The sequence below is a fragment of the Streptomyces aureoversilis genome (assembly GCF_042657885.1).
Taxonomy (GTDB): Bacteria; Actinomycetota; Actinomycetes; order Streptomycetales; family Streptomycetaceae; genus Streptomyces; species Streptomyces aureoversilis.
This window is the reverse complement of sequence record NZ_JBHSKJ010000001.1, coordinates 436,649-462,731: the sequence shown is the minus strand read 5'-3', so window position 1 is coordinate 462,731 and position 26,083 is coordinate 436,649. Positions and strand designations below refer to the sequence as shown.

At 69.7% G+C, this 26,083-nt stretch carries 20 protein-coding genes and 1 pseudogene; 10 read left to right on the top strand and 11 right to left on the bottom strand.

What is annotated here, in order from left to right; all coding sequences use genetic code 11:
* Nucleotides 1–116 precede the first annotated feature (116 nt).
* The 3 genes from ACFPP6_RS01865 to ACFPP6_RS01855 are packed head-to-tail and all read left to right on the top strand — an operon-like array spanning nt 117 to nt 3,587.
* Nucleotides 117–1,289, top strand: coding sequence for an ABC-three component system protein (locus ACFPP6_RS01865; RefSeq protein WP_382036275.1), 1,173 nt, complete (start codon nt 117–119; stop codon nt 1,287–1,289).
* Complete coding sequence (locus ACFPP6_RS01860; RefSeq protein ID WP_382036273.1) at nt 1,286–1,759, top strand: ABC-three component system middle component 2; 474 nt, start codon at nt 1,286–1,288, stop codon at nt 1,757–1,759. The genes ACFPP6_RS01865 and ACFPP6_RS01860 overlap by 4 nt, the downstream gene beginning before the upstream one ends.
* A complete protein-coding gene (locus tag ACFPP6_RS01855; protein ID WP_382036270.1) occupies nt 1,752–3,587 on the top strand; it encodes an ATP-binding protein in 1,836 nt (611 codons plus the stop codon). Before ACFPP6_RS01860 ends, ACFPP6_RS01855 begins: the two co-directional genes overlap by 8 nt.
* Nucleotides 3,588–3,775: 188 nt before the next feature.
* Here ACFPP6_RS01855 and ACFPP6_RS01850 read toward each other — a convergent pair whose 3' ends face one another.
* Together ACFPP6_RS01850 and ACFPP6_RS01845 are read right to left on the bottom strand one after the other, a co-directional pair.
* Complete coding sequence (locus ACFPP6_RS01850) at nt 3,776–4,324, bottom strand: DUF5655 domain-containing protein (protein WP_382036267.1); 549 nt, start codon at nt 4,322–4,324, stop codon at nt 3,776–3,778.
* On the bottom strand, nt 4,251–4,676 hold the full coding sequence (locus ACFPP6_RS01845) for an endonuclease NucS domain-containing protein (protein ID WP_382036265.1): 426 nt from the start codon (nt 4,674–4,676) through the stop codon (nt 4,251–4,253). Before ACFPP6_RS01845 ends, ACFPP6_RS01850 begins: the two co-directional genes overlap by 74 nt.
* Nucleotides 4,677–5,044: 368 nt before the next feature.
* On the opposite strand from ACFPP6_RS01845, the pseudogene ACFPP6_RS01840 reads away from it, so the two are divergent.
* Nucleotides 5,045–6,415: pseudogene (locus ACFPP6_RS01840) on the top strand (MFS transporter); the annotation flags it as partial.
* On the opposite strand, the gene ACFPP6_RS01835 reads toward ACFPP6_RS01840, so the two are convergent.
* The 3 genes from ACFPP6_RS01835 to ACFPP6_RS01825 all read right to left on the bottom strand — a co-directional run bounded on the left by ACFPP6_RS01835 (nt 6,414) and on the right by ACFPP6_RS01825 (nt 10,461).
* Complete coding sequence (locus ACFPP6_RS01835; protein ID WP_382036262.1) at nt 6,414–8,507, bottom strand: helix-turn-helix domain-containing protein; 2,094 nt, start codon at nt 8,505–8,507, stop codon at nt 6,414–6,416. The pseudogene ACFPP6_RS01840 and the gene ACFPP6_RS01835 overlap by 2 nt on opposite strands.
* 128 nt (nt 8,508–8,635) lie before the next feature.
* On the bottom strand, nt 8,636–9,499 hold the full coding sequence (locus tag ACFPP6_RS01830) for a 3-hydroxybutyrate dehydrogenase (RefSeq protein ID WP_382036259.1): 864 nt from the start codon (nt 9,497–9,499) through the stop codon (nt 8,636–8,638).
* Nucleotides 9,500–9,783: 284 nt separating this feature from the next.
* Nucleotides 9,784–10,461, bottom strand: coding sequence for a macro domain-containing protein (locus tag ACFPP6_RS01825; RefSeq protein ID WP_382036256.1), 678 nt, complete (start codon nt 10,459–10,461; stop codon nt 9,784–9,786).
* A 332-nt stretch (nt 10,462–10,793) separates the two neighbouring features.
* Here ACFPP6_RS01825 and ACFPP6_RS01820 point away from each other — a divergent pair, with 332 nt between their 5' ends.
* Nucleotides 10,794–12,425, top strand: a complete 1,632-nt coding sequence (locus tag ACFPP6_RS01820; protein ID WP_382036253.1) for an ADP-ribosyltransferase domain-containing protein — start codon at nt 10,794–10,796, stop codon at nt 12,423–12,425.
* Between the two features lie 84 nt (nt 12,426–12,509).
* Here the strand turns inward: ACFPP6_RS01820 and ACFPP6_RS01815 are convergent, their stop codons facing one another.
* Nucleotides 12,510–12,806: a GNAT family N-acetyltransferase gene (locus ACFPP6_RS01815; RefSeq protein ID WP_382036777.1), complete on the bottom strand. Its 297-nt coding sequence runs from the start codon at nt 12,804–12,806 to the stop codon at nt 12,510–12,512.
* A gap of 556 nt (nt 12,807–13,362) precedes the next feature.
* Between ACFPP6_RS01815 and dmpI the strand changes: the two genes are divergently transcribed.
* Complete coding sequence (gene dmpI / locus ACFPP6_RS01810) at nt 13,363–13,545, top strand: 4-oxalocrotonate tautomerase DmpI (protein ID WP_168094642.1); 183 nt, start codon at nt 13,363–13,365, stop codon at nt 13,543–13,545.
* A gap of 158 nt (nt 13,546–13,703) precedes the next feature.
* On the opposite strand, the gene ACFPP6_RS01805 is transcribed toward dmpI, so the two are convergent.
* On the bottom strand, nt 13,704–14,165 hold the full coding sequence (locus ACFPP6_RS01805; protein WP_382036250.1) for an SRPBCC family protein: 462 nt from the start codon (nt 14,163–14,165) through the stop codon (nt 13,704–13,706).
* 303 nt (nt 14,166–14,468) lie between these two features.
* Between ACFPP6_RS01805 and ACFPP6_RS01800 the strand changes: the two genes are divergently transcribed.
* On the top strand, nt 14,469–15,386 hold the full coding sequence (locus ACFPP6_RS01800) for a DMT family transporter (RefSeq protein WP_382036247.1): 918 nt from the start codon (nt 14,469–14,471) through the stop codon (nt 15,384–15,386).
* An 816-nt stretch (nt 15,387–16,202) separates the two neighbouring features.
* On the opposite strand, the gene ACFPP6_RS01795 is transcribed toward ACFPP6_RS01800, so the two are convergent.
* Together ACFPP6_RS01795 and ACFPP6_RS01790 are read right to left on the bottom strand one after the other, a co-directional pair.
* Nucleotides 16,203–17,075, bottom strand: a complete 873-nt coding sequence (locus ACFPP6_RS01795; RefSeq protein ID WP_382036246.1) for a phosphotransferase family protein — start codon at nt 17,073–17,075, stop codon at nt 16,203–16,205.
* A 439-nt stretch (nt 17,076–17,514) separates the two neighbouring features.
* Nucleotides 17,515–18,279, bottom strand: a complete 765-nt coding sequence (locus ACFPP6_RS01790; RefSeq protein ID WP_382036243.1) for an alpha/beta fold hydrolase — start codon at nt 18,277–18,279, stop codon at nt 17,515–17,517.
* A 160-nt stretch (nt 18,280–18,439) separates the two neighbouring features.
* Between ACFPP6_RS01790 and ACFPP6_RS01785 the strand changes: the two genes are divergently transcribed.
* Nucleotides 18,440–19,429: a LysR family transcriptional regulator gene (locus tag ACFPP6_RS01785; RefSeq protein WP_382036242.1), complete on the top strand. Its 990-nt coding sequence runs from the start codon at nt 18,440–18,442 to the stop codon at nt 19,427–19,429.
* 319 nt (nt 19,430–19,748) lie between these two features.
* The gene (locus ACFPP6_RS01780) at nt 19,749–21,497 is read left to right on the top strand and encodes a hypothetical protein (RefSeq protein WP_382036239.1); all 1,749 of its coding nucleotides are present in this window, start codon (nt 19,749–19,751) and stop codon (nt 21,495–21,497) included.
* Nucleotides 21,498–21,640: 143 nt separating this feature from the next.
* On the opposite strand, the gene ACFPP6_RS01775 is transcribed toward ACFPP6_RS01780, so the two are convergent.
* Nucleotides 21,641–22,867 (bottom strand): cytochrome P450 family protein, encoded by a 1,227-nt coding sequence (locus ACFPP6_RS01775; protein ID WP_382036236.1) that lies wholly within the window; start codon nt 22,865–22,867, stop codon nt 21,641–21,643.
* 233 nt (nt 22,868–23,100) lie between these two features.
* On the opposite strand from ACFPP6_RS01775, the gene ACFPP6_RS01770 reads away from it, so the two are divergent.
* Complete coding sequence (locus ACFPP6_RS01770; protein ID WP_382036234.1) at nt 23,101–23,772, top strand: TetR/AcrR family transcriptional regulator; 672 nt, start codon at nt 23,101–23,103, stop codon at nt 23,770–23,772.
* A 133-nt stretch (nt 23,773–23,905) separates the two neighbouring features.
* Here the strand turns inward: ACFPP6_RS01770 and ACFPP6_RS01765 are convergent, their stop codons facing one another.
* Nucleotides 23,906–26,083 (bottom strand): hypothetical protein, encoded by a 2,178-nt coding sequence (locus ACFPP6_RS01765; protein ID WP_382036232.1) that lies wholly within the window; start codon nt 26,081–26,083, stop codon nt 23,906–23,908.

The following is a 26,083-nucleotide window of genomic DNA, read 5'->3' as shown; positions in this document are numbered from 1 at the left end:
AGGTGCAGATGGCCCCGGTGCCCCTACTGCTGATGCCTGGAGCAGCTCTCCACAGGAGACTCGGGTGGCCGATCGTTCAAGGTTGGCCTGTCCATGAACGTTTTCCGGTGGTAAAAATGAACACCGGCGTTCGTATGGGGGATGGCGCACGGGGGGTAGGGGTGGACGCATTACCGCAGGGCAGCGGCTCGACGGGCGCGGAGAACGTGTCTGTGTCGCAGTATGCGCCTCTGCCATCGGCGGTTTCACATAACCGGTTCGACACACGCACACCACTGCAACAGGTCTTCTACTGGACGCCAGACCAGTGGGAGCAGTTCACCTGTGAGTGGGTCCGCATGCGCAGGGACGAACTCGGTTACCTCGGTGTCGAAATCGTCGGAGGGACCAACGACCGCGGCGCCGATGTAGTGGCCTTTATGAGCGACCAGAGGCTGAACGGCGTTTGGCACTGTTACCAGTGCAAGCACTACTCCGCAGACCTGACGCTCGACGACACATTGCCCGAGATGATCAAACCGTTCGTGGCCACGTTGGAGACAAGTAGGACTCTTCCTACCAGATACACCTTCGTTGCGCCGAGGATCCACCCCCGTCTGAAGGACACCGTACTGACGCCAGCCGAGCTGAAGAAGCGGTTCCTGGCCTACATGGACGGACGGACACGGCCGGTCGCCGCGCTGCCCTCCGCGACCCGCGAGGCAGTGCGCGAGCTGGCGGTCCGCACTGACTTCTCGATGTTCTGGACCGTAAACCTTGACGAGGTCTTGGAGGTGTACAGCAAGTCACAGCTATTCGCCTCCCGCTTCAACCTCCCTCCCACAGGCGAACCCCGCAAATTACTCCCTCCGCCCGTTCCTCAAGGCAATGAGGCGCGCTACCTCCAGAAGCTCCTGGACGTTTACCAGGAGAGGTTCGGCGTGGATATCACGACCGTTGAGGACGCGTTCGAGCACCCGTCTTCGGGACAGCATCTTGGGCGACAGCGTGTGGCATTCTTCGATGCCGAGTCTCTCCGCATGTATGCGCGGGAAAGCGTTCCAGGGGATGCCTACGAGGAGTTACAGGACGACGTGCTGGCCAACCTGATTGAGGTGGTTGATATGGACTTCCCCTCGGGGTGGGACCGGTTGCAGGAGGTACTGAAAGCGTCCGGGCAACTGGTCCCTACTGGCTCGCCCCTGCTGACTCACTTGGTGTCGCACTTCCGCAACAGCCAGCGAAAGGGTATGTGTCACCAGCTGGCGAACGACGATAAGTTGACGTGGTGCAAGGGGGGTTGCCGGTGAATCCGCTCAACAGCCCGGTTGAATTGGGGATGCGAGCATTGGTTCTGCTGGCCCGCAGCCATCCCGACCCACTGGACCTTTCCTGGCTTGTCCTGCTGGATCACGCCATGCTGCACAGCGGTCAGTTCGACGGCCCGCCGAGCCTCCACCCGCAGCTACCGGCCCAGCCGGGCGAGCTTGGCATGAAGCGCCATCTGGTACAGGAAGGGCTGGAGGTCCTGATGCGCGCCGGTCTTGCCACGGTCGAGGCGACCGGTGACGGGCTGGTCTATAAGGTCACGCAGCGCGGGTCGGGGTTTGTGGGAATTCTGGAGGCGCCGTACGTCGATGCACTGAGCCTGCGTGCGCAGTGGGCCATCGACCAGTTCGCGTCAACCACGGACGCTGTGGCCGCCACACGCGACATCACCGCTCGCTGGCACGACGAGTTCACTGCCGGCACACGACACCTGGGGATCAGCCATGGGTAGCCTCACCCTCACGCATCTGACATACGCAGGCGCGGGGCTGCCCACTGCCAGCGTGGAATTCGACCCCACGTTCACGGTCATCTACGGATCTTCCAACACCGGGAAGACTTTCATCGTCGACTCCATCGACTACATGCTCGGCGGCCATGTGCGCCCGTACATCCCACGCGCTGAGGGCTACGGGCAGATCCTGCTCGGGCTGCTGTTGCCCGACGGAAGTCCCCTGACACTCGTACGCAAGCCCGGTGGCAAGAGCATCCATGTGCACCAAGCCGACCTGCGGGGCATGGTCCACGACACACCCGACGCCGTCGTCTCGGCCCGCAGGATCCGCAGTCGCCGAGATATCTCGCACTATCTACTCAGCAAGGTAGGCCTGGACGACAGGTACATCCGCACCAATGAGTCCGGCAATACCGAACTGCTCAAACTTGCCGACCTGACACACCTTTCCGTAGTCACCGACACGCGCATGATCGATCCAAACCCTCCCTCGCAGCGAACGCGCGGCACTGCGGCCCGGACCGCCGCGCGCTCGGTCATGAAGCTGATGTTGACCGGTGAGGATGAGCCTCCAGCGACGACGCTCCCCAATGTGTCTCAACGTCGTGTCCAAAGAGGCAAGATCAACCTGATCGACTCGCTGGCATTGGACTTACACGCCAAGCTCTCCCGCGACCAGTCCCCAGCAGAGCTGCGAGAGCAGCTGGCTCTTCTGGAAGGCACGCTGGAAGATATGGCCCGTTCCTTGGCCCGTGAGTCCGAACAGCAAGCCCGTGCCGTCGCTGCTCGCGCGCAACTCGCCCAGACAGACGCCGAGCTGGAGACACGTCTGGGCGAGGTGCTCGACCTGTTGGGACGATTCGACATCCTGCGTCAGCAGTACGAGTCGGACCTGGCACGCCTGGAGATGGTCAGTGAAGCCGGGAACCTCCTGGGCTACTTCCAGGTCGGTCGCTGTGTCTTTTGCGGAGCAGACCCTGAGCACCAACATGCCCAGCACGGCAACCAGGAAACCACGCAGCTACATGAGGCCGTCGTTGTCGAGTCCGCCAAGACCCACTCCCTGCTCGCTGATCTGCTGCTGACTCTCTCGGACCTGGAAGCCCAGCGCGACGAACTAATCGAACGCCGGAATGCTTTGACGCGACAGGTAGGCGAGGCGGACAGTGTCCTGGCGCAGATCGAAGCGCGGCTGGCTCCCCTCAATGAGGAGCTGCAAGCGGTTGTCGCCGAACGGCTGCGCGTGGAGAGGGACCTGGAACTGCGTGCCCGGATCGACGAACTGGACGAGCACCGCTCCGAGCTGGTTTCCCAAGGGGCTTTACCCTCCAAACGCGTGGAAGCGTTCATCGCGGGCAGAATCCTGACTTCCTTCGACCGCGTCTTGCAAAGCACCCTGGACTCCTGGCGCATCCCCAACGTCGAGGCGGCCGGCTTCGACCCCCACGGCGGGGATGTAAGTGCGGGTGGGACCACTCGTGCGGGGCACGGCAGGGGCATGCGGGCGCTGCTGCATGCCGCATTCTCAATTGCCCTGGCCCGCTACTGCCTGGACCGCCGGCTCCCGCACCTCGGCTTCCTCGTTCTGGACTCACCTTTGGTGACGTACAAGGAGCCTGACTATGACGCCGACCGTATCCCGCCGAACGTGATCGACCACTTCTACCGCTCAATCCTGGCCTTCCCCGGCCAGGCGATCGTCGTCGAAAATGCGCCCCCGCCCCCCGACGTCCTCGAGCATGCGCGAATCATCACGTTCAGCGGTAGCGGAGACCGCCCCGGCTTCTTCCCCGCTCGCCCCACCAGCGTCCTGGCCAGGCCCTGACCACCGGGGGCCTGAAGCAAGGTTACGACTCCACCTTCATACTCAGGACGCACGAGCGACTTCTCCAAAAGGTTGCTTCTGGCAAATTGCGCCACGGCAGCTGATCGGAACCACCTGAGCGCGACCACCGATCGTTCGGGCTGCGCCTAGGACCAGGATGCGTGGAGCCCTGAGGCCGCCCGCCTTTCCTACGCCACCTCGTAGCTCCTGCGGATCATCTCGTCAGCCCGCTGCAGGTCCGCCCTGGAGCGCAGGCGGACCTCCAGGTCGCCGGTGCCGTGGTGACCGATCCCGCGGACATCGCGACTGAAGCCGTCGACGAGGTCGAACTCGTCCGGGCCAGCCTTGAGGTACATCACGATCGCATCCCGGCGGGTGTTCACCACACAGGCGAAGTTCCGCAGGCGCGGGTAGGCGTCGTAGGTCTGGCGCTCCACCTGCTGGGTGTCCTCCCCGAGCGCGAGCAGCGTGTCGTGCAAGGCTTCCCGCAGCGCCGCCAGCGATCCCTCTGCCGGCTCCCCGCTCGTGGGCGCGGCGGGCCTGGCCGGCCGTTGGGCTGTGCGGCGGGCGGTGCCGGGTTCCTGGACGGAGGCGACGGTCTCCAGGGTGAGGAGGCTGTCGCTGAAGCAGCGGTAGGTGACCAGGTCGATGGTGCGGCCCATCTCATGGACGGCGTGGAGGTCGTAGCGGGTGAAGTTCTCCGCGATGCAGATCACCCGCGGAGCGGACCACAGCACCTGGGAAGCGGCCTCCTTCCCGAGGCGCTCGCGGACCAGGGAGCTGGAACTCACCCCGGTGATCGACCAGCCAGGAGAGGTAGAACAGCCCCTGGCTGATGACGTTGGCGCCCCGCTCACGCTTGTACTCGACGATCACCGGAGCGCCGTTCTCATCAAGGCCGAGAGAGTCGATCCGTCCGCGGTGCCGGGCACCGGTGCTGTACTCGCTCGCCAGGAAGCGCACCCCTAGCAACGCCTCCATGTTCGCCTCGACCAGATCCTGCAGATGACGCTCACGCACCGCACCGCGGGCGGTGATCTCCGCCACGCCCTCGTCACCGATACTGAACAGCCTCAGACCACCCGACACCCTGCTCCTCCTCGCTCCCGTCTGCCGCAACGGCGGCGGACTCACGATTGTTTCCAGGACGCCACGTGTGCCGCTGACGATCTTCCAGAGCGGACCCCCTGGGGGCCCTCGCGACCATCCGGTCGGCACGCCCTCCGCTCCGCCCGACCTGTAGCCAAATGTCGAAGTTCAACGCTCCGTAGTCAGCACAAAGTCAGCACGGGAGAGGCTCGCAGGGGTGCTGACGTGCGATTTTAGTCAGCACGAAATCAGCACGGGAGTCAGCACCGCATCAACAAATGATATCAAATCAGGGCAATCGATTTCTTGGGCTCTCTCGGATTTTCTAATACGAGTTGGGCCCCTGACGTCAACCCTCACACCCCGGCATGGCTGCCGCCCTCACACACCGACCCCGAACTATGGATCCCCACAACATAGGCTCCCCACCTGCCACTTCCTACGGTATTGCGACGCAACGAAGCGCCCCCCACCCGGAAGTGATGACCATGACCACCCCAGCCCCACCTGCTCCCACCCCCAACTCACTCCCCAAGATCGTCGTCGCGAGCCTCATCGGGACCACCATCGAGTGGTACGACTTCTTCCTCTACGGCTCCGCCGCCGCGCTTGTCTTCAACAAGCTCTTCTTTCCCGGGTCCGATCCACTCGTCGGGACTCTGCTCTCCTTTCTCACCTACGCCGTCGGATTCGTCGCGCGGCCCGTCGGGGCGTTGGTGTTCGGGCACTTCGGGGACCGGCTGGGGCGGAAGCGGTTGCTTGTGGTGAGTCTGGTGATGATGGGGGGTGCTACGTGTGCCATCGGGGTGTTGCCCACCCATGCTGCCGTCGGGTCGCTGGCGCCCGTGTTGCTGACTCTGCTCCGGCTCGTGCAGGGGTTTGCGCTGGGTGGGGAGTGGGGTGGGGCCGTGTTGTTGGTGTCCGAGCACGGGGATGCTCGGCGACGGGGGTTCTGGGCTGCTTGGCCGCAGACCGGGGCTCCTGCCGGGCAACTGCTCGCCACCGGGGTGTTGTCCGCGCTGACGGCGCTGTTGTCCGATGCGGCGTTTCTGTCGTGGGGCTGGCGGGTGCCGTTTTTGTTGTCGGGGCTGCTGGTGATCGTAGGGCTGTGGATCCGGCTGTCGGTCGACGAGTCGCCGGTGTTCAAAGCCGCCCTCGCGCGGGCCTCGACGGCTGAGCCGGAGAAGCCGCCGCTCGTCGCGGTGCTGCGGGACCACTGGCGCGATGTCCTGGTCGCCATGGGTGCCCGTATGGCGGAGAACATCAGCTACTACGTCATCACCGCTTTCATCCTCGTCTACGCCACCGAGCACACCCAGCTGTCCAAGCAGACGGCCCTCGACGCCGTACTCATCGGCTCCGCCGTGCACTTCGCGGCCATCCCGGCCTGGGGCGCCCTCTCGGACCGGATCGGGCGGCGGCCCGTGTATCTCATCGGGGCCGCCGGCGTGGGGCTCTGGGCCTTTCCGTTCTTTGCTCTCGTGGACTCCGGGAGTTTCGGCGGGCTCGTGACCGCCGTTACGGTCGGACTGGTGCTTCACGGCGGGATGTACGCGCCACAGGCGGCCTTCTTCTCGGAGATGTTCGCGACACGGATGCGGTACTCGGGTGCCTCGATCGGCGCGCAGTTCGCGTCCGTGGCTGCCGGTGCGCCCGCCCCGCTGATCGCCACCGCACTGCTCGCGGAGTACGACAGCGGCACGCCGGTCGCCCTGTACGTGATCGCCGCCGTCGTGCTCACTCTGGTGGCGGTCGGTCTCGCGCCGGAGACGCGCCACCGTGACCTCGACGATCCGACGGCGGTGGAGGCGAGGCCGAGGCCGCGAGGCGGTGGAGCCGCAGCGCCAGCTGGATCTCCAGGGACCGGGCGGGCGTCTGCCAGTCCGCGCCCAGCAGACGGCCGACGCGGTCCAGACGCTGGGCGACGGTGTTGACGTGCACGTGCAGGGCGTCCTTGGTGCGGGCCGGGCTCATGCCGGCGGCGAAGTATGCGTCCAGAGTGGGGACGAGTGCGGTGCCGCGTCGCGTGTCGTAGTCGACTACGGGCCCTATGGTGCGGGTCACGAAACGCCCGATGCGGTCCCCTCCCCCGCCCTCGTCGCCCTCCCCGGCCAGGAGCAGCCCGACGAAGCCGAAGTCGTCGGCCGCCGCGCCTTCTCCGTCCCGGCCGAGCACGTGCAGCACGTCGAGGCAGCGCCTCGCCTCGGCGTACGCGCCGGCTACAGCTGCGGGGTCGGCGGCCGGAGCGGGTACGGGCGCCGAGGCGCCCACCGTGACGCCGCCGGGGACCGCGGCACCGAGCTGCCGGGCGGCGCGGCGGGCGGCTTCGGACGGGCTGTGCCGCCCGTCGTGCGGCAACAGCAGCACCGTGCCTCCGTCACGGGCCGCGGCCAGGCCCTGCCGGGTCGCCGCCAGGTGGGACGCCGCGGACCACAGGCGTTGCCGGTGGTCCGCGGGTGGGGGCCATGTGGTCGCGGGTCCGATGCCTGCGGGTTCTCCCTCGTCCGGAGGGCTTTCCGGATTCGCCGGACGTGCAGGGCTCAGCACACTCGCCGGGCTCAGTTCACTCGGTGCACAGCCTCGCGTGGCACCCGCCTCGCCTTCCACCACCCTCGCCGCCAGGACCACGTGCGGCGTGTCCAGATCCGCGCGCAGGCGTGCGGCGCGCTCTCTCAGCAGGCGCGGGTCGCGGCCGGGAGCGTCGAGGAGGTCGTCGAGCAGCTCGCCGCGTACCCGCTGTTCGGCCTCGCCCGCCTGGCGGCTTGCGAGTTGCAGGAGTGAGGTGACCATGGCCGCCCGTTCCAGGGTGCGCTGGTCGACGGGGTCGAGTGCCGGGTGTCCGTGCAGGACCAGGGCGCCGAGGAGTTCGCCGCCTGCGGAGACGGCGGCGTACCAGCCGTCGTCGTGCCATACGGCGCGGGAGCGGTCGACGGCGGCCGTGGGGAACTGACCGGCCTCCAGGAAGGTGACCTGCCCGCCGAGGCTCTCCGCGACGGCCGCGGCGACGTCGTGCACGTCGCCTCCGTGCAGTACGAGTGAGGTCAGCCGGTCGTGGACGTCGGAGGCGCGCTCGATGACGGCGCTGCGGTCGCGGATGATCTCGTTCGCGGCCTCCAGTCCGGCGAGGGCGGAACGGGTCTCGGCCAGCAGGTTCGCCGTGTCGATGGCGACGGCGGCGTGTGCGGCGAACGAGGCGAGGAGCGCGGTCTGCCCGCGTTCGAACGCGCGGGCGCGGCGGTCCGCCGCGAAGAGCACCCCGATGACGCGGCTGCCGAGCTTGAGCGGCACGCCGAGGATCGCGACCAGGCCCTCGTCGCGGACTCCCGAATCGATGGCCCGGGTGTGCTGAAAACGAGGGTCGTCGAAGTAGTCGTCGGTGACGTAGGGGCGGGCGGTCTGGGCGACCAGTCCGCCCAGCCCCTCCCCCATGCCGAGCCGCAGCTGCTGGAACCGGGCCGAGACCGAGCCATCGGTGACGCGCATGTACGTGTCGCCGGCGGCCTGGTCGTGGAGGGTGAGGTACGCGACGTCCGTGCCCAGCAGGGAGCGGGCCCGCTGCACGATGGCCTGCAGCACCGCGTCGAGGTCACGCAGGCCGGCCAGGTCGTGGGCGGTCGCGAACAGGGCCGACAGCTCGGCCTCGCGCCGCCGCCGGTCCTCCAGCTCGGCCCGTACGCGCAGGGCCAAGTGCTTGGCCCGGTCGAGCGCGGCGAGCCGGTCCGGTGGTGCCCCGTCGGCGCGGGCGCGCAGCACCGGACGCTCGTACTCCCCGGCGGGGGCGCCGCGAGCGAGCAGCGCGAGGTACGGGGTCTCCGTGTGATCGTCGGACATGGGCACAGACCTAGGCTTACCGCCGCCGGCCGGCGGCGCGCCAGTCACCGGATGCCTGTGCACGTGCCCATGCCCATGCCCATGCCCATGCCCGTGCCCGTGCCCGTGCCCGTGCCCGTGCCCGTCCGTCAGTGAGCGGTCCATCCGCCGTCCATGGTCAAGGTGCTGCCGGTGATGAAGGAGGCGTGCGGTCCGCACAGGTAGGCGACCGCCTCCGCGACCTCACCCGGCTCTATGAGGCGTTTGAGGGCCGAGTCCGCCAGGAGGACCCCTGTGAGGACGCTCTCGGCCGGGATGTCGTGGAGGGCCGCCTGGTCGGCGAGCTGCTTCTCGACGAGGGGGGTGCGCACGTAGCCAGGGCTCACACAGTTGGACGTGACTCCGTGGGGCGCCCCTTCCAGGGCGGTGACCTTGGACAGCCCTTCGAGGCCGTGCTTGGCGGCGACGTAGGCGGACTTGTAGGCGGATCCGCGCAGGCCATGCACGGAAGAGATGTTGACGACGCGGCCCCAACCCCGCTCGTACATGTGCGGCAGGGCTCCCCTCAGTAGCCGGAATGGGGCCTCCAGTAGGAGGGTGAGGACGGCGCGGAACCCCTCCGGCGGAAAGTCCTGGATGGGGCGTACGAGCTGGGTGCCGGCATTGTTGACGAGGATGTCGGTGCCGGCGGCCGCCTCCTCGGCCGCGTCGAGGTCGGTGAGATCGAGCAGCACGCTCTCGACGGCGCCGGGCAGACATGCCGCCCGTGTGCGGAGGGCGTCCAGGCCGGGGGCGTCCCGGTCCAGGGCACGGACCCGTGCACCGGCAGCGGCCAGCCGCAGGGCGCAGGCGGCTCCGATGCCGCCCGCGGCCCCGGTGACGAGTGCCGTACGCCCGCGCAGGTCGAGCGCGGTGGCCACCGGGTGGGGGCGCGGATCTGAAGGTTGGGGAGGGGGCGGGGAGTTCAGCGGGTTCACGGGCTTCCGCGGGTGCGGGGAGTGGGACGCGGTCATGCCCGCACCCTAGGTGGGCGGGACAGCCGGCCCGATGTGCTGCACCACCACAGTGCCCCTCGGAACCATGGCATTCAAAGACATGCAGTCCCTCCACACCACTCTGGAGACATGGACGTTTCGGCACGTCAGGTTCGTGGTGCTCTGCTCTGCTCTGCTCTGCGCTCGTCGGCAGAGCAGAGCAGTGGGAGCAGTGGGAGCGTGTCACAGCAGCAACCGCTCTCCTTGTGGCACGCTCCCTCCCGCCGGGCCCGGCCCGGCGACATCACCCGCGAGGAACCTCGTCAGCGACGGGAGGCCGAGCGCTTGGGCGGCTCGATGCGCACCCGCTGTTCGGCAGGTGCGCTCTCGATGTCGTCGAGTTGCCCGATGATCGTGCTGCGCAGGTCGTCGTAGTCATCGAAGTAGTAGTCGTTGAACAGCGTGTGGCCCGTCCACATCAGGTTGGCGCACACGCGTGCCGGCACCCGGCCGGTCTGGGCGCCCATGCCGACCAGCGCCACCGACTCGATGCTGCCCGGCGCCTCCTTGTTCTGCCGGTGGATCGCCTGGAATGCGGCGGCGCACGCCAGGGCCACATTCAGGGTCTCGCTCACGTTCTGCGAGGACGTTTCCATCGTGGGCGTCGATATCAGAAACTTCGGATTGACCGCCCCGGACGGCACGCACACCGCACCACCCACCGGAAGACTTCCCGCGAACTGGTCGCGGATCGCCCGCTGAACGCGCAGTTGGATTCCGGCTCCGAGATGCCGCTTGATGGCCGCGTCGACCCCTCCGTCCATCCGGCCACGGGAATTGGTTGGAGTGACCCAGGCATCGACGTTCTCATCGAGGATCGAGCCTTTGCGGATCTCGATCCCGGGGGTGTCGGCGAACGCTGCCCGCCATGCCTCCACCACCTTGGTGTTGATGTCGGTCAGCACCACCCTGAGCGGGGACTGCATGCGGTTCACGGTCATAGTGCGCTCCTATCGGCAACCGGTCCTTCGACCACTCACGAAGCTACCTTGCCCCACTGACAACGGCGCCGACAGCAGTGGTTCGTGACTCGACGTCATGATTGCGAGCGCACCGGCCCGGTGCTAGCCTGCCGCCAGATTTCCGCAGGTCAGCCCTGACCTCCGACACTCAGACACTCCGACGAGAGCCCACCGGCCCGCCCGCACGCAGGGCGCTCGGGGCTCCTGCCCCCTCTTGTCGCATTCGGTACTTTTGCGCGGACGTCGCCCACTACCCGCCTCACTGACCATGTCTCCATCAGCACGGTTCGATAATTCGGAGTACCTCCACAATGAGCGATGCCAACAACCCGGCCCAGCCCGACCCGAATGACCCTCTGGCCCTCGCCGAACTGTTCAAAGGCGGCGGTGAACCGTGGCTTCCGCTCCTGAAGCCGGTTATCGAGGCACAGCCGGACGCAGCCAGGTTCATCGGCCCCGGCCGAGGCCCGGAAGTCGTCCCCGTACGCGAACTGACCTTCCAGGCACTCAAGCCCAATCCACCGCACAAGTGGAAGGTCGTCATATTCGGGCAGAACCCGTATCCGCGGCCCGAAAGCGCCACCGGCATCGCCATGTTCGACAACACCTTCCACGACTGGAAGGACAGCCAGTTCGGCCGGGTCGTCAGCATTCGCTGCATCATCAAGGCAGCGGCGATGTGGAAGTACGGGATTCCCAAGAAGACACCGATCGCCGACATTCGTGCGCTGCTGAAGAAACAGGACACCGTCCAGCCGCCGGAATGGTTCCAGGCGATGCTCACGCAGGGCGTGCTGCTGCTGAACGCGGCGCTCACCGCCAGCAGTGAGGGGGCGAGGGGAGCCGACCCGCACACCGTGTTCTGGCGCCCGGTGGCCGAGCGGATCGTCGAGGAGATCCTCAAGGCCAAGCAGAACGCCGACGAGGAGGACCGCGGCGTCGTCTTCGCCTGGTGGGGCGCTCACGCGCGCAATCTGAAGAAGATCGTCCTGCGGCTCCAGGAGAAGTACCCCGAGGTCGAGGTCCGGCACATCGACCACCCCAACCCCGCGGCGCAGGGCGACATCTTCTGTGACGGCGACCATTTCGAAATGGTGAACGATGCCCTCGCATCGCTCGGTGCCGACCAGGTCGACTGGCTGCCGAGCAAGGGCTGGAACAAGCTCACGGAGGGGGCCGGCGGAACCGGCGGAACGGACAACGACGTCGCCGAACGCATGGGCGCGTTCATCACGTCCACCATGGAGTTGCACCAGCTCTACCTGGAACGGCTCGCCAGCGTCAAGGACGAGGGCCTCGCCCTCCCCGCGATCACCGGCGTGTTCGACACTCCGCTCATGGAGTTCCGCGACGCCGTCGCCCCCGTCGCCAAGCTGCTGTCCGGTCTCGACCGGCACGTCGACCGGTCGCACGAATTCGGCAAGGGCCGGGCGGACGAAGCGGCCGGCAACGGCGCTCTGTCCGCGGACGCGATTGCCGCCCTCTACCTCTACACCTGCGAGTCCGCGTTCTACCGGGAGATCAACAAGGTCCTGCGCTCACCGGACCGGGCGGGAGTCGTCCCGTACCTCCCTTACCTGCGGCTGCTGTTCTCGGCGGTGTCACAGCTTCCCGCCCGCACCGAGCCCTTGTGGCGTGGCGTCTCGTTGGACCTGCGCGCACAGTACCCGCTCGGTCGGACCGTGACCTGGTGGGGCGTGTCCTCGTGCACGCCCAAGCTCAGCGTGGCGCAGGCATTCCTCGGCAGCCGCGGCAAGCGGACGCTCTTCGAGGTGGTACCCGCCCGAGCCGTGGGCATCAGCAGATTCTCCGCCTTCACCGGCGAGGAGGAATTCATCCTCTCGCCGGGAACACAGCTCAAGGTGACGGGCGTAACGACCGAACGCGGGGGTCTGTGCACCGTGAAACTGACCGAATTGGAGGAGCAGTCCCTGGTCTCCTGAGCGGGGGTCGGCACGGCGGGCGGCGGGCGGCGGGCCCACGGCAGGCTGGGCGCCGGGGCATCCCTCTCGCCTGCCTGCCAAGGGTTACGGGAGGACGAGCGGCAGGTCCCGGTGGAAGACGGCCATGGGCCGGCCGGGGCCGTCGTAGTCGTCGACGATTTTCACGTCGAAGCCGAGGCTGCGGTGGAAGGCGATCGAGCCGGTGTTCGCCACCGAAGTGATGGCCTTCAGCCGCCACGCTCCAAGGCCTTCCGCCGCCTGGGCGAACGCTGTGTACAGACGGCGCCCGAGACCGGTGCCGCGGGCGTCGTCACGCGTGGCGATCAGGCTGCGCCGGCCGACTCGATCTGTATGCCCTGCCCATGCCGAGGAGCATGACAGGGGTGCGCCGGCTGCCTCTCCCGGCCGACTGCCCGCACAGCGCACACGGGCGGCTCGGGGACGAGCGTCGAAGACCTGGGAGTCAGGTACTACGACGCGCAGGCCGTCATCAGCAGCCCCTCCGTCATGGGGTGGAGTTGGTCGCGCTGCCCGTGCGGGAACGTCTCGCGCGGTTCGTCGACGGTCGTCTGGATGCCGTCTTCGTGCGTGGCGGGGCGCCGGCCTTCGACAGTGCGCCTACTCCGACCGGTGACGAGCTGCGGCGCCGCCCGCTCTGGGAGGACGAGCTGGTGGTGGCAGTGCCTGCCCCTGGGGCCCGGCTGCCGGGCGGAGCGTCCCTCGCCACCGACGCCTCTCGCTGTCGACGCCTCTCGCGACCTGATCAGCAGTCCTCCCCATCGGCGTCAGTGATCAATGATCAGTAATCGTGATCGCTGCGAGAGTCATTCGGGTCTGGGTGGGCACCGGCCCCACGCGGTGCACTGTTTCCAGCGACGGAACACACCGCACCGGAACCGCCGGTGAGGCACTCCCGTCAGGAAGCAAGGAGCGCATCATGCCCATCGTCACCATTCAGCAGGGCCCCCGTGACATCGAGCTCAAGCGTGATCTGGTGGCTCGCGTCACCGACGCGTTCGTGGATGCCCTGCACATTCCTGCCGAGGCCGTGCAGGTATGGATTCACGAGGTTCCGGCCGACAGCTGGGGCGTGGCGGGCCAGCTGACCGCCGACAAGTAGGCCGCTCTGCCTCTGGGCGGGGCCGCATCTGTCTCGAGACCACGTGTCCGGGGGTCACGTGGTCTCGGGACGAGGCCGCCTCCCCGGCGGGGAGCGGGAGCCGACCCGGCCGGTCGGCGCCCGGCCTGAGGCGCCTCGCGCTGCAGCGGGGGCCGAGGTCAGCCACCAGGCGTGATCCGGCCCCGCCAGGCTCCCGTTACGCCGCCCCGGTTCTCGACGTAGTCCTTGAAGCGCCGCATGTCGCCTTTGACGCGCCGGTCGATCGCCCCCGTCAGATCGGCGGCCGCTTCCGCGACTCCGCTGGGCTCGACGTCCATCACCAGCACCACGCGTGTGTGTGCCTCGTCCACGCGCTGGAAGCTGACCGTGCCCCTCTGCTCCGTCTCGCCGCCGACCGTCCGCCAAGTGATCCGCTCATCGGGGAACTGGTCGACGATCTCGGTGTCGAACTCCCGTCGTACGCCACCGATCTTGGTGACCCAGTGGTTGAGGCTGTCGTCGATCTGCCGGACCTCCTCGACGCCCTCCATGAAGTTCGGGAATTCCTCGAACTGCGTCCACTGGTTGTAGGCGGTGTGGAGGGGCACGTCGACCTCTACAGCCTCTTTCACCGTGCTCATCAGCGACCACTCCTCGTTCTCGTAAGGTCAGGGTCACTTGTGCGCGTACCCGCTCACGTCCGGTTACGCGTGAGCGGGGCGAGAAGCCCGCATCGGCGCCCGTGCCCTACCTCGCGCCCATCCCCGGCCGACCCCGCCGGCTCCGGCTCCGGCTCCGGCTCCGGCTCCGTCGGGAATGCTCCCCCAGCGGCCGACGTGTCCTGCGCGCCTCTTCCCCGGGTCCGTCCAGCCGTGTGATCGTCTTTCCCACGTGACGGCCGGTGAGGTCACGCCCGGGGTACGGACGAACGACGGGAGGACTGCATGTCAGCCACCCTGCTCTCCGCGGCCTTCGCCCTGCTGGCGGCCGCGGCCAACGCGACGGGGACGGTGCTCCAGCGCATCGGCGCACGCACCGTGCCTCACGGGGACGCGTTCAGTGTGCGCCTCATCCGGCATCTGCTGCACAACCCGGCATGGCTCGGCGGGGTCGCGGTGATCGTGGGCGCTGCGGCCTGCCAGGCGCTGGCCCTGAACCTCGGGTCGCTCTCGCTCGTCCAGCCCATCCTCGTGACGGAACTGCCCTTCACCCTCGTCATCGCCTGCGCGTTCTCCCGCCGCCGCCTTTCCGCGACCGGCTGGGCCGCGGCCCTCATGGTGGCCTTCGGGCTGGGGCTGGCCCTGGTCGCCGCCGCGCCCTCCGGGGGACACGAGGAGGTTTCCGCCTGGGTCTGGGTCCTCACCCTGGTCTCCACCCTGGGCGCCATGGCCCTCTGCGTCATGGCCGCCCTCACCAGGCCCCGCGGTATGAGCAGGGCGGCGCTGTTCAGCTCCGCGTCGGCGATCAGCTACGCCTTGACGGCGACCCTGATGACGACCGCCACCGACGTCTTCGAACGACAAGGTGCCGGAGCGTTTCTCACCTGCTGGCAGACGTACGGTTTCTTCGCCGCCGGCGGCCTGGCGCTCTTCCTCCTGGCCAACGCCATGGAGTCAGGGCCGCTGGTGGCCTCTCAGCCGGCCCTCACCCTCGGCGAGGCGCTGGTCAGCCTGGCGTTGGGCGGCCTGGTGTACGGCGAACGCGTACGGACCGGCTGGTGGCTCGTCCCGGAAGGGGTGGGTGCGGTGCTGGTCACGTGGGGCATCCTGCTCCTCCCCGGGGTCGAGACGGAGGCCGATGAGTCATCCGAGCCGTCCGAGCCGTCCGAGTCATCCGAGTCGTCTGAATCATCCGAGTCGTAGGCCACGTGACTTGCCCGTCGGCACCCGCCCGTCCGCCACGGGGATTTGCCGACCCCTCCAGTGCGCCATTGCCATTGCTGAACCTTCGGGCTCCATCGCCCCACAGCCGGAGGCGGTGAGCGACGCGTGCCCGCCGTACGCGCTCCAAGACGCTCCAGGACCCTGCATTCCGCCGACCTCGTACGGACATCATCGGGATCCCATCGGGTAAACGGAAGACAGACGGCCTGAAGGAGGAGCCATGGCAGGGTTGCTGGCACGTATCAAGCAGTTCGCCCGCAGCCCGCAGGGGCAGCGGACCATCGCGTCGGCCCGGCGCGCTGCAGCCGACCCGCGCAAACGTGACCAAGCCCGCAAGCTGCTCGGGCGGCTACGCGGACGCCGGTAACTCCGGTAACGTCCGCTGACACTGCAGCGGAGGGTCAATGCCTGCCACGACCGTCGCACCGTTGGAGGACGGCTGACCAACTGCACGTGTCCGACCAGACGGGATGTCGTTGATCCGGTCACCAGGCCGCAATGATGAGCGGCCCATATGACAGGAGTGCAGCGATGGTCTTGCCCCATGTCGGTCAGCTCTTGGGCTTGGCAGCGGCCGGGCTCCACGCCTTCTTCGGAGCCTTGATCAACCCTGTGGCCGGCCTGCTCTGAGAGCAGTGCACTTTCTCTGAGAGCAGTGCACTTTCCCATGGCGTCGGGCCGAGGAAGCCTTGCGGTCTCCCTCGGCCCACGCCGCCCGGCCCTCCGCCGGCCCAGCCGTCACGCGACCCATCGAAGAGGCCCTAGGGCGCCGGAGCCCGAAGCCCGGCCCCTCACTCAGAGGTAGTCGGCCAGGCCTTCCGACAGTTCCTCGTCGTCGCCGTCCAGGCGCCCGGCGAGGGCTTGCTGCAGAGCGAACGTGCCGCGGATCGGGGCGATGCGGGCGGTAGGTCCGTCAGTCGGCCGGTCTCCACAAGCCAGCACCCACCCCAAGAAGTCCTCGCCGTAGCTCGCGCCGACGGCCGCGAGGTCTTCGGCAGGGTCGCCGAGCCCCGCCTCGTCCCAGTCGACGACGCCACTGAGCCGTGGCAGTCCGTCTGTGTGCTCCCACAGGACGTTCTCGCCGCCGAGGTCGCCGTGCACCACTGCGTCGGTGATGCGAGGAAGGGTGTCGAGTGCCGTGAGTTCCCGCTCGGCTCGTCGCCGTCCGCTGCCGGACATGAGGGGGAACAGCTCTGCGCGCACGTCCGCCGCGAACTGCCGCCACCGGTCTTCGGGGGCCCGGGGCAGAGCCGCTCGCACCGTCCCGTCGGTGCCGGCGCGGGCCAGTCCGGCCAGCAGTGAGGCGTACTGCGCTGCCACGGCATCGGCCACGACGGGATCGTCGAGCGCCCCGGCCTCCAGGGGTGCCCCTGGGATGCGGCTCAGAACCAGGAACGGCGTCCCGTCCCCGTCATGGCCTCCTCCGCCCCTGGAGGAGGCCAACACCTCAGGCGTGCGGAAGCCGAGATCGAGCCCGGCCAGCGTGCGCAGTGCGGCTGCCCGCTCCGGCAATCCGGCGGCCGCCGCCTCCGTACGGGGCAGGCATACGACGCGGTCGGCGCCGATGACGATGTGATGGAACTGGCCCCGGCGGACGGTCAGATCGCCCGCTCCGTCGTCCGGCAGCAGCCGGTTCAGCAGCACACGGTGCGTTTCCCATGACTTCACACCATCAGACTCTGCACAAGATCGAGGCGTTCGGCGACCTTGGCCGTGAGGAGGGCCGGGTTCTCGGCCGGGAGGCCGTGTCCGCCCGGCACGCGCAGAACCCGGGCGTGAGGGGATGCCGTCGGCCAATTCGTGCTGGTGGTGCGGGTACACGATGCGGTCGTCCGCGCTGGAGATGATCAGCGTCGGGGTCGCGGGTGCCGCCGGAACCGGGCAGGTCCGGGGCCACGATGGTGTAGCGGTCGCTGAGGGCCTCGATGAGCGGCCCCCAGTCTCTGCGTGGTGGCACCGGTGCCGTGGACCATTGATGCCGCCGGAGACGGCGACATCGACATCGGCTACGGGCATGGTGCTTCTCTTCAGAGGTCCAGAGAGTTCGGGTTGGGTGCTTGGACAGGGCGGGGGCGGTCGAGGGCGGTCCAGAGCTATTGAGGGCTGTTCATCGCAAGGCCTCACGAAGCGCCCGGTTGAAGCGTTCGGCCTGGTCCTGCTGGGGCATGTGGCCGGCGCCTTCGATGACGGTCAGCTGCGCGCCGGGGATCAGGTCGGCGCACTCCCGGGGGACGGACAGCGGGACCTCGGTGTCCAGTTCGCCGTGCAGGAAGTGGGTGGGCACCTGTATGCGGCCCAGCCGGTGGCGCGGGTCGTAGTTTGCCTGGTCGACGACGAGCCGGTCGATGAGGAACGTGGAGTCCAGCACCTGCCGGACCGTCCAGTCGATCAGGGCTGCGCTGACTCCCGGGCGGTACCAGTGCGGGACGAAGCCGGCCAGGGTGCCCGCCCTGTCGGCGCGCAGGTCCGCCAGCAGCTTGTCCATCGCCTGCCGCATCCCGCAGAAGTGGTGGATGCCCGCGTCCACCGGGACGATCGCGCCGATCCGGTCCGGGGCGGCGAGCGCGGCCTCGATGGTGAACGCCCCTGCGATCGACGATCCGATCAGCACCGGGCGATCGAGCTCCAGGGCGTCGACGAACCCCAGGATGTCCTGGGCGATGTCGGCGATGGTGTAGCCGGTGGCGGGCCGGTCCGACCTGCCGCAGCCCCGCCAGTCGAGGGTGATCACGCGGTGGTCGGTCATCAGATCGGCCGCCTGGGCGTCCCACACCCGGCCGCTGGTGCCCCAGCCGTGCAGGAACACCAGGGGCCGGCCGGAGCCGAGGTCCTGGTAGTAGAGCGTGGTGCCGTTGACGGTCGCGTGGGCCATTGTCGTATTCCCTTCCCCTGTCCCTCGGGCTCCCCGGGCTCCCCGGGCTCCCCGGGCTCCCCGGAACGATTTCAGCGGACAGGCCGGTGACGACCAATGTGCAATCCGCTCCTAAACTGATCAAGGACCATGATCAATAAGGGCGTCAGCAGGGGGCGGCGTGGAACTGCGGCAGGTGCGCTACTTCATAGCGGTGGCCGAGGAACTGCACTTCGGGCGCGCCGCCGAGCGGCTGCACATCGTTCAGCCGACCGTGAGCCAGCAGATCCAGCGGCTCGAGCGCGAACTCGGCCTGAAGCTGTTCGACCGCACGACCCGCACCGTGACGCTGACCGCCGCGGGGCACGCCTTCCTGACGTACGCCCACGCCCTCCTCCAGGCCGAGCGTTCGGCGAACGAGGCCATGGCCGCCTTCCGCGCCGAGCAGGAATCGACCCTGCGCGTCGGCACCACCACCGGACTCGGCCTCCGCTTGGACGCCGTACTGACCGCCCTCACCGAACGAGCCCCGCAGCTGGTGGTCGAGCTGGTCAGCGCACCCCAGGCGGTCCGGCTCCAGCAAGTCCGCGACGGCGAACTGGACGCCGCGTTCGTCCGCGGTACAGACCTCGCGCCCCACACGGGCGATGCAGACCACAGCCCGGGCCTGGAGCTTCTCCCCCTCTGGGACGACGCCCTCGTCGCTGCCCTGCCCGCCGGACATCCTCTGGCCTCACAGCCGAACGTAGCCCTCTCCGACCTGGCCGACCTGCCCCTACGGATCGCGCCGCGCGACGCCAACCCCCTCCTGGTCGACACGGTCATCGACGCCTGCCACGCGGCAGGGGTCGAACCGGTCATGGGCGCTGCGTTCACCACCGACCAGGACACCCTGGCCGCGATCGCCACCGGCAGGCCGAGCTGGACCGTCTACTACGCCTCACAGGCCGAAATCCAACCGGCTCCCCGCATCTCCTTCCGCCCCTTCGCCTCCCCCGCCCCGGCCGTCCGGACGTACCTGGCGGTGCGCCCTGACCCGCCTTCCCGCCGGCTGGCGGCTCTCCTGGACGCCTGCAACAGCCTTCCGCCCTCCTCCTCAACGTCCCCCTCAACGTCCTCCTCAACGTCCTCCTCAGCCGAGTGCGTGACGAGGTCCCCGGCCGCCACCTGATCGAGTCCACAGCCGCCCGCCGGTCCGGGGCAGCAGCAGGTAGACCGTGCAGACCGTGCCGCTCGCCCGCACAAGGGTGCGTTCGTCACGCAGGGAACTTAGTGTGGAACCGACCGTGACCACCTCGGGGAGGTGAGGAGGGCGTGGCATGCCGGACCGGTCGGGCCTGGTGTACCGGCTGCGCTCCGCGATCAGGATTCCCGGGCGTCCGGCCCCTGGCCGCCCGCGACACGACGAGCGCGGGCGGTACGGTGCGCCGGCTTCGTACGCGCGGCGCATGGCGGGCGCTGCCCGGCTGCGGCTGACGTCGACCTGTCGTATGGCTACGGGTCCCGTGATCGACGCCTACGGGGTGTGCCGTTCCCCCTTGTCCTGGATCAGCTTGTCCCGGATCGGCTTGTCCCGGATCGGCCGCCCGGTCGCGGACGACCGTGATCCCGTAGCCGGGCCGACCGCCCGCCACGACGCCGGCCCGGCCCGCGCCCGCCACGCGGCGGGAGTCCGGCGGTGGCGGCGCGGAATCGCGCCGTTGGTGTGGGTGGCCGTGGCCTTCGGTGTGGTGCAGCTGCTGGTGGTGCCGTTGCGGCTGCCGCTGGGCTGGGACGAGGCCGTGTACGCGAGCCAGGTCAGCCCGCGGGTGCCGGCCGCGTATTTCAGCGCGCCGCGGGCCCGGGGCATCAGCTGGCTGGCCGCGCCTGCGGTGCTGCTCAGCGCGTCGGTGGTGGTGTTGCGGGCCTGGATGCTGGCGCTGGCCACGGCCGGCTTGGTGGCGGCCTTCTGGCCTTGGCGCCGCCTGGTCGGCGAAGCGGTGACGGCGGTGGCCGCGGCGGCGTTCGCCGGCCTGTGGGTCGTGCAGTTCTACGCGGGCGAGGTCATGCCGAACCTGTACGTGGCCTACGGGGCCATGGCCGCGACGGGATGGTTCCTGCGGGCTGCCGCTACCTGCACCGCCACCTCTACCTCTACCGCTGCCGTCGCCAGGCCGGGGTGGCGCGGCGCGTGGGCGGGGGTAGCGGTGAGTGTGGCGTTCACGGCGTTGATGCGCCCGCCCGACGCGGTCTTCCTCGCGTTCGCGCTGCTCGCGGCCGTGGCGTTGGTGCGCTCGTGGCGCCGGTGGCGCCCGGCGGCCGCCGTGGTGGGCGGGCTGACGGCCGGGCTGGTGCCGTGGCTCATCGAGGCGTACACCGACTTCGACGGTCCGGTGGCCCGGCTGCGGGACGGCAGCGGCGTCCAGGGTGGCATGGGGTGGACCAACACCCTCGGCATGCACCTGCGCGCCCTCAACGGGCCGCTGCTGTGCCGGCCGTGCCACATCCCCTGGGACTATCCGCTGCTGTCACTGTGGTGGCTCGCCACGCCCGTCGTGGCCGCCGCGTCCTTGATCCTGGTCCTGGGCCTGACCATGAGGACCCGGCACCGGCAGGGCGGCCGGACCGCCGTCGGTGGACGGACCACCGTCAGCGGGCGCGGCACACCACCGGTGGCTGCAGTCGCGCTGCCCCTGGCCTGCGCGGCGGCGATGGCGCTGCAGTACCTCTTCCTCCTCGACTACGCGGCCCCTCGCTTCCTCATCCCCGCCTACGCCCAACTCGCCATTCCCGTCGCCGCCTTCGCCGTGACCCTGTGGCGTGGCGCCCGGCGCCGATGGCGACCGATCCTGGCCGTGGCACTGGGCCTCGCCTTTGCCGTGCATCTGACGTCCCAATACCTCGTACTCCAACGGAGGGTCGGCGATCAGGTGCGTCTCCGCGCCGATACGCTGCAGGCCGCCGAACGCCTGCACCGCGCCGGGCTGAGCCCGCCGTGCACGCTGGTCGGCCCCGAGGTCGTCTCCGTCGCCTTCCACGCGGGCTGCTCGTCCGAAGCGCTGACCGGCAACAACACGTCCACCACCGCCGGCGAACTGCTGCAGCGGGCCCGGTCGGAACCGGTCGCCACCGCCGCTCGTATCCCGGGAGCGCCGGGGTTCGCGCGCGGCTGGACGCCGTGCGTGCTGCGGATGCCGGACGGGGCCGACTGGTACCTCTACCTGGCCCCGTCGCCCCGCATGACGGGCCACTGCGGCTGACGGGGCTGATGCGGCCTCCGGTGCAGTCTCTGATGCGGGGATGCGGGGATGCGGGGATGCGGGGATGCGGGGATGCGGCTGAGCGCAGTGAGGGCAAGCGAGGGCAGGGGCCGGATGGCGGATCACCGGGACGGGGCGGCCGGTCACCGCGTCGGGCTGTAGCGGACCGGCAGACGGGACAGGCCTCGGATCAGGCCGGGGCGCCAGGGGGCCTCGGCCGGGTCGGTGTCCAGCTTGAGGTCGGGGAGGCGGCCGAGGAGGGCGGGGAGGGCGACGGCCGCCTCCAGGCGGGCGAGTGGCGCGCCCAGGCAGTGGTGTATGCCGTGGCCGAAGGCCAGATGTCCGCCGCCGGGCGTGCGGGGGCGGCGGATGTCGAAGCGGTCGGGTCCGGCGAAGCGGCCGGGGTCCCGGGAGGCCGAGCCAAGCAGAATGAGGACGGCCTCCCCCGCCGGGATGGTCCGGCCGGCGATCTCCACCGCCTGCCTGGTCCAGCGGTACGCGGCAGAGGTCACCGGTCCCTCGTAACGCAGCATCTCCTCGATCGCGCCTTCGAGCAGGGAGGGGTCGGATTGCAGGGCCGCGAGCTGCTCGGGGTGGGTGAGCAGGGCGTACGTGCCGTTGGCAAGCAGGTTGACGGTGGTCTCGTGGCCGGCGACTAGCAGGAGGAAGGCCATGCCGATCAACTCGTCCAGGGGGAGGCGGCGCCCTTCGGCGTCCTCGGCCCGGACCAGCGCGCTCAGCAAGTCCTCCTCCGGATGGCGCTCCTTGGACTGGAGCAGCTCGGTGAGGAAGGCCGCCATCGCTGCGGCCGCCTCGGCACCTGCCGGGGAGGCGGGTTCGAAGACCATCCGTTGCGACCACTGGTGGAAGGACTCCCGCTCCGCTTCGGGTACGCCCAGGAGCTCGCAGATGACGGCGATGGGGAGGGGGAGCGCGAAGGACGCGACGAGGTCGGTGGCGCCCAACGGGGCGATACGGTCCAGCAGTTCGTCGGCGATCTGCTGGATGCGCGGCCTGAGGGCTTCGATGCGCCGGGCGGTGAACTCTCCGGCGACCAGGGCGCGCAAGCGGGTGTGCTGGGGCGGGTCGGTCTGGAGCATGTTGCGGCCGACGGCCTGGCCGCCGTCGCTGCTCCAGCGGGAGGAGTGGCGGACGTCGGTGCTGAGCCCGGGGTTCGTGAGGGCTGCGCGCACCGCGTCGTACCCGAGGACCACCCAGACGTCGCCGGCGCCTTCCGTGGGGACGCGGTGGACGGGGCCCTGTTCGCGCAGGTGGGCGTAGAGGGGATAGGGGTCGGCCACGAAGTCCGGGAAGTCCCGGGAGTCCGTGCCGGCCGGGGCCAGGGACTGGAAGTCGGGAAGCGTGTTCATCAATCGTCATCCCTTCGTCGGCCGGTGCGAGCACAAGCCCGTCCCCCGGCTTCAGCAAAGTGGGGACAGCTCCCCACTACGTGGCCGTGACCTTAACAGCGAAACGGGGACCAGTCCACGGTTCGCTGTTAGAGTGCTGCCACGCCCGCTGACCTGCCCCGGGGCAAAGCGAAGGAAGGGGCGGGCGCGGAACAGGCAGGCAGACATCCCGCAGCAGCGGGCAAGGAGGGCCGATGAGCGACGGAGGGACGGGCCCCTTGCGCAAGGACGCCCAGCGCAACCGGGACCTGCTCATCGCAGCCGCACGCGAGATCTACGCCGAACGCGGCGTCGAAGCCCCCCTGGACGACATCGCCCGCCGCGCCGGCGTCGGCAACGCCACCCTCTACCGGCGCTTCCCCACCCGCGGCGCACTCATCGAGGCCGTCTTCGGTGACGCCCTGACCCACACGCTGCGCCGGGGCGAAGAAGCGCGTGGTGCCGACGACGCGTGGGCCGGCCTGACCGGCTATCTCGAGTACATCTTCGAAGGCCTGGCCGCCGACAGAGGCGCCAACGACCTGATGACCACCAGCATCCCCGAAGTCCCCTCCCTCGACGCCCTCAAGACCCACCACTACGAGACCGTCTGCGCGCTCATCCGGCGCGCTCAGGAACAGGGCTCCATGCGCGACGACGTGGTCGTCGAGGACCTGCTGTTCGCGCTGGCCGCCCTCGGCCGCGTCGTCCCCGCCTCCGTGACCGTCGCCCCGGAGGCCTGGCGACGCCACCTCCGCCTCCTCCTGGACGGCCTCCGCGCCCCTGCCGCCACCGCAACCGCAACCGCTCTCCCCGTACCGCCGCTCACCCCTGACCAGCTGACAGGCGCACTCCGCGCACTCGCCGGCCACGACGCCACCGACTGACGTCCGGTCGGGGTGTCGGGGCGCGAGACAGCGTCAGGGGGCGGGGGCGGAGTGGTCGCCATCGGTCATCCCGCCGTCCACTGCAGTGCACAGCGGGCGGTGGACGGCGGGCGGTGCACGACGGGCGGTGATGTCAGGGGACGGCCGGGGTCGTGAACGCGGCGAGGACTGCCCGGGCGCGGTTTCGGAAGGCTTCGTCTTCGTGGGGGATGCGTCCTTCCACTCCCGAGCGGATGATCCGGGCGTCGCCGTCGGCGAGGACGGCCAGTCGTCGCAGGTGGTCGGCGGTCAGGGCGGCGGCGCCGAGGGCTTCCAAGGCGTCGCAGGCACCCATCGGGTCGGCTTCCTGTTCGGCGGAGTGCAGGACGGCCGTGGCGAGTGCGGTGCGGTCCAGTTCGGTGCGTTCCGCCACCACCGTGAGGGCTGTCACCGCGGCCGGCGCCTGTATCGGATCGTCGAGGAGAGCCCGCAAGCGGGGGGTGAGCGGCCGTCCTGCCGGACCGAGGAGTGCCGTCGCACGGGCGGCCCGCACCACGGACCACTGGGACCAGGGGTTCTGTCCGGCACGAGCGAAGACCGAGTCCAGGGCAGCGACCACCGTGGCGGTGTCCGCCGTGATGTGCCACAGAGCTTCGGCGAGTGCCGTGTCCGCATCCAGCGTCGGCGTGATCGTGCCGCCGTCCGGGCCGCTGAGCGCCTCGCGCAGGACCGGCGCCAGAGATGCCGCCCGGGGGCCGAGCTCGCCGGCCGTCCCCACGGCCTCCCGTAGCCGCCGGCCACCGCTCCGGAGCTCCCGGTCGAGGCAGCGCACCAGGGGTTCGTGTTCCCCGGCGAGCTTGTACAGGGCCTTCGCCGCCGGGAGCGTGCCCTTCTCGGCCGATGCCCGCAACGCCGCGACCGCCCGGGCGCGTTCGCCCGGCGCGCAGTCGGCGGCGATGGCGGCGATGGCCGGAGCGGCCTGGGCCGGGAAGCGCGGGAGCACCTCGTACAACTCGGGCAGCGCTGAAGCGGCCAGAGCACCCCAGCCACCCAGGAGGCTCGTGAGCAGCCCCGGTTCGTTACCGCTGAGGACCTCGGGACGGGCGAGGCGGTCCCGGACCGCGCCGAGGAGTTCCCCGTCGTACGGGAAGGCGGAGTCCGCCGGACGCAGGAAGTCGGCTGCGGCGTCGAGAGCTCGCGGGCGTCGCCCGAGCCCGCGGGCCAGAAGCGGCGCGGCCTGGGCGGGCGCCACAAGGACGAGCGCGGCCAGGGCCCGGTCCGCGGAGTCGTCCTCCTGCCCCGGGTTGCGGCCGGCAAGCGGGGCCAGGACGTCTGCGGCCGCTGCGGCGGCGGTGCCCGTACGGCCCAGCAGCGACGCCATCGCGAGGACGGCCTCCTCGTCGACGGCCGCCGCGCACAGGCCGGCCAGCAAGTGCTGCGGGGCGCTGCGGGAGAGCATGCAGGCGCCGTCGGCCGCCCACAGGGCCTCGGCCCGTACCCCGGGCCGGTTGTCACGCAGGGCGGCATCGATCAGGGCGAACGCCGCCTCCCGGTCCACGCTGCTGCCACGGCCCAGGAGCGCTTCCACGACGGCCGCGAGCGGCTCGTTGCGTTCGAGATCGAGGCGGCCACAAGCGAGCAGGTCGGCGGGCAGGAGGGAGAGCATCGTGGTGTGGAGCGCCTCGGTCCAGGGCTCGTCCGCGTCGAGGCAGGCGAAGACGGCGGCCATGCGCAGGTCGGCGGGCTGGGACGGATCCAGGACGGTTGCGGCCGCCGCGGCGCCGGCCGGCGGGTCGAGCCGGGAGATCCCGGCCAGCACCTCCGCGCGCACCAGCGGCTCGCTCTCCTCCTCCCAGCGCCTGCGGAGGGCGGGCAGCACGAGCGCGGAGGCGCGGGTGTGGGACGCGGCCCAGGCGGCGTTCCGGCGGATCTCGGGCTCTGCGGCCCCCAGCAGGGGCAGGAGTTGCGGAAGCTGCGCGGCCACGGCGGCCCGGACCGTCCCCGGCGCGACGCCGTGCTCGTCCTCGCTCTCGGCCATGCCTCCCAGCAGCATCAGAACGTCCGCCACCTGGTGGCCGGCCGCCGCGGCCCTGGCCAGGAACGGCGCCACCTCCGCACTGGCGGCGTACACCGTCCCCTGATGCAGCACGCTCTCGTACAACTCCGACAGCGCTTCGCCCGCCGCAGCCGCGTCGGTGCCGGTGCCGGTGCCGGTGCCGGTGCCGGTAAGGGCCCGTAGCAGACCGGGGAGGTCCTCCGCGCTGCCGTAGGCGTGGCTGAAGGAGGACCAGGGGTGGGAGTCCAGGCCGTCGAGCGGGTGTACGAGTTCCAT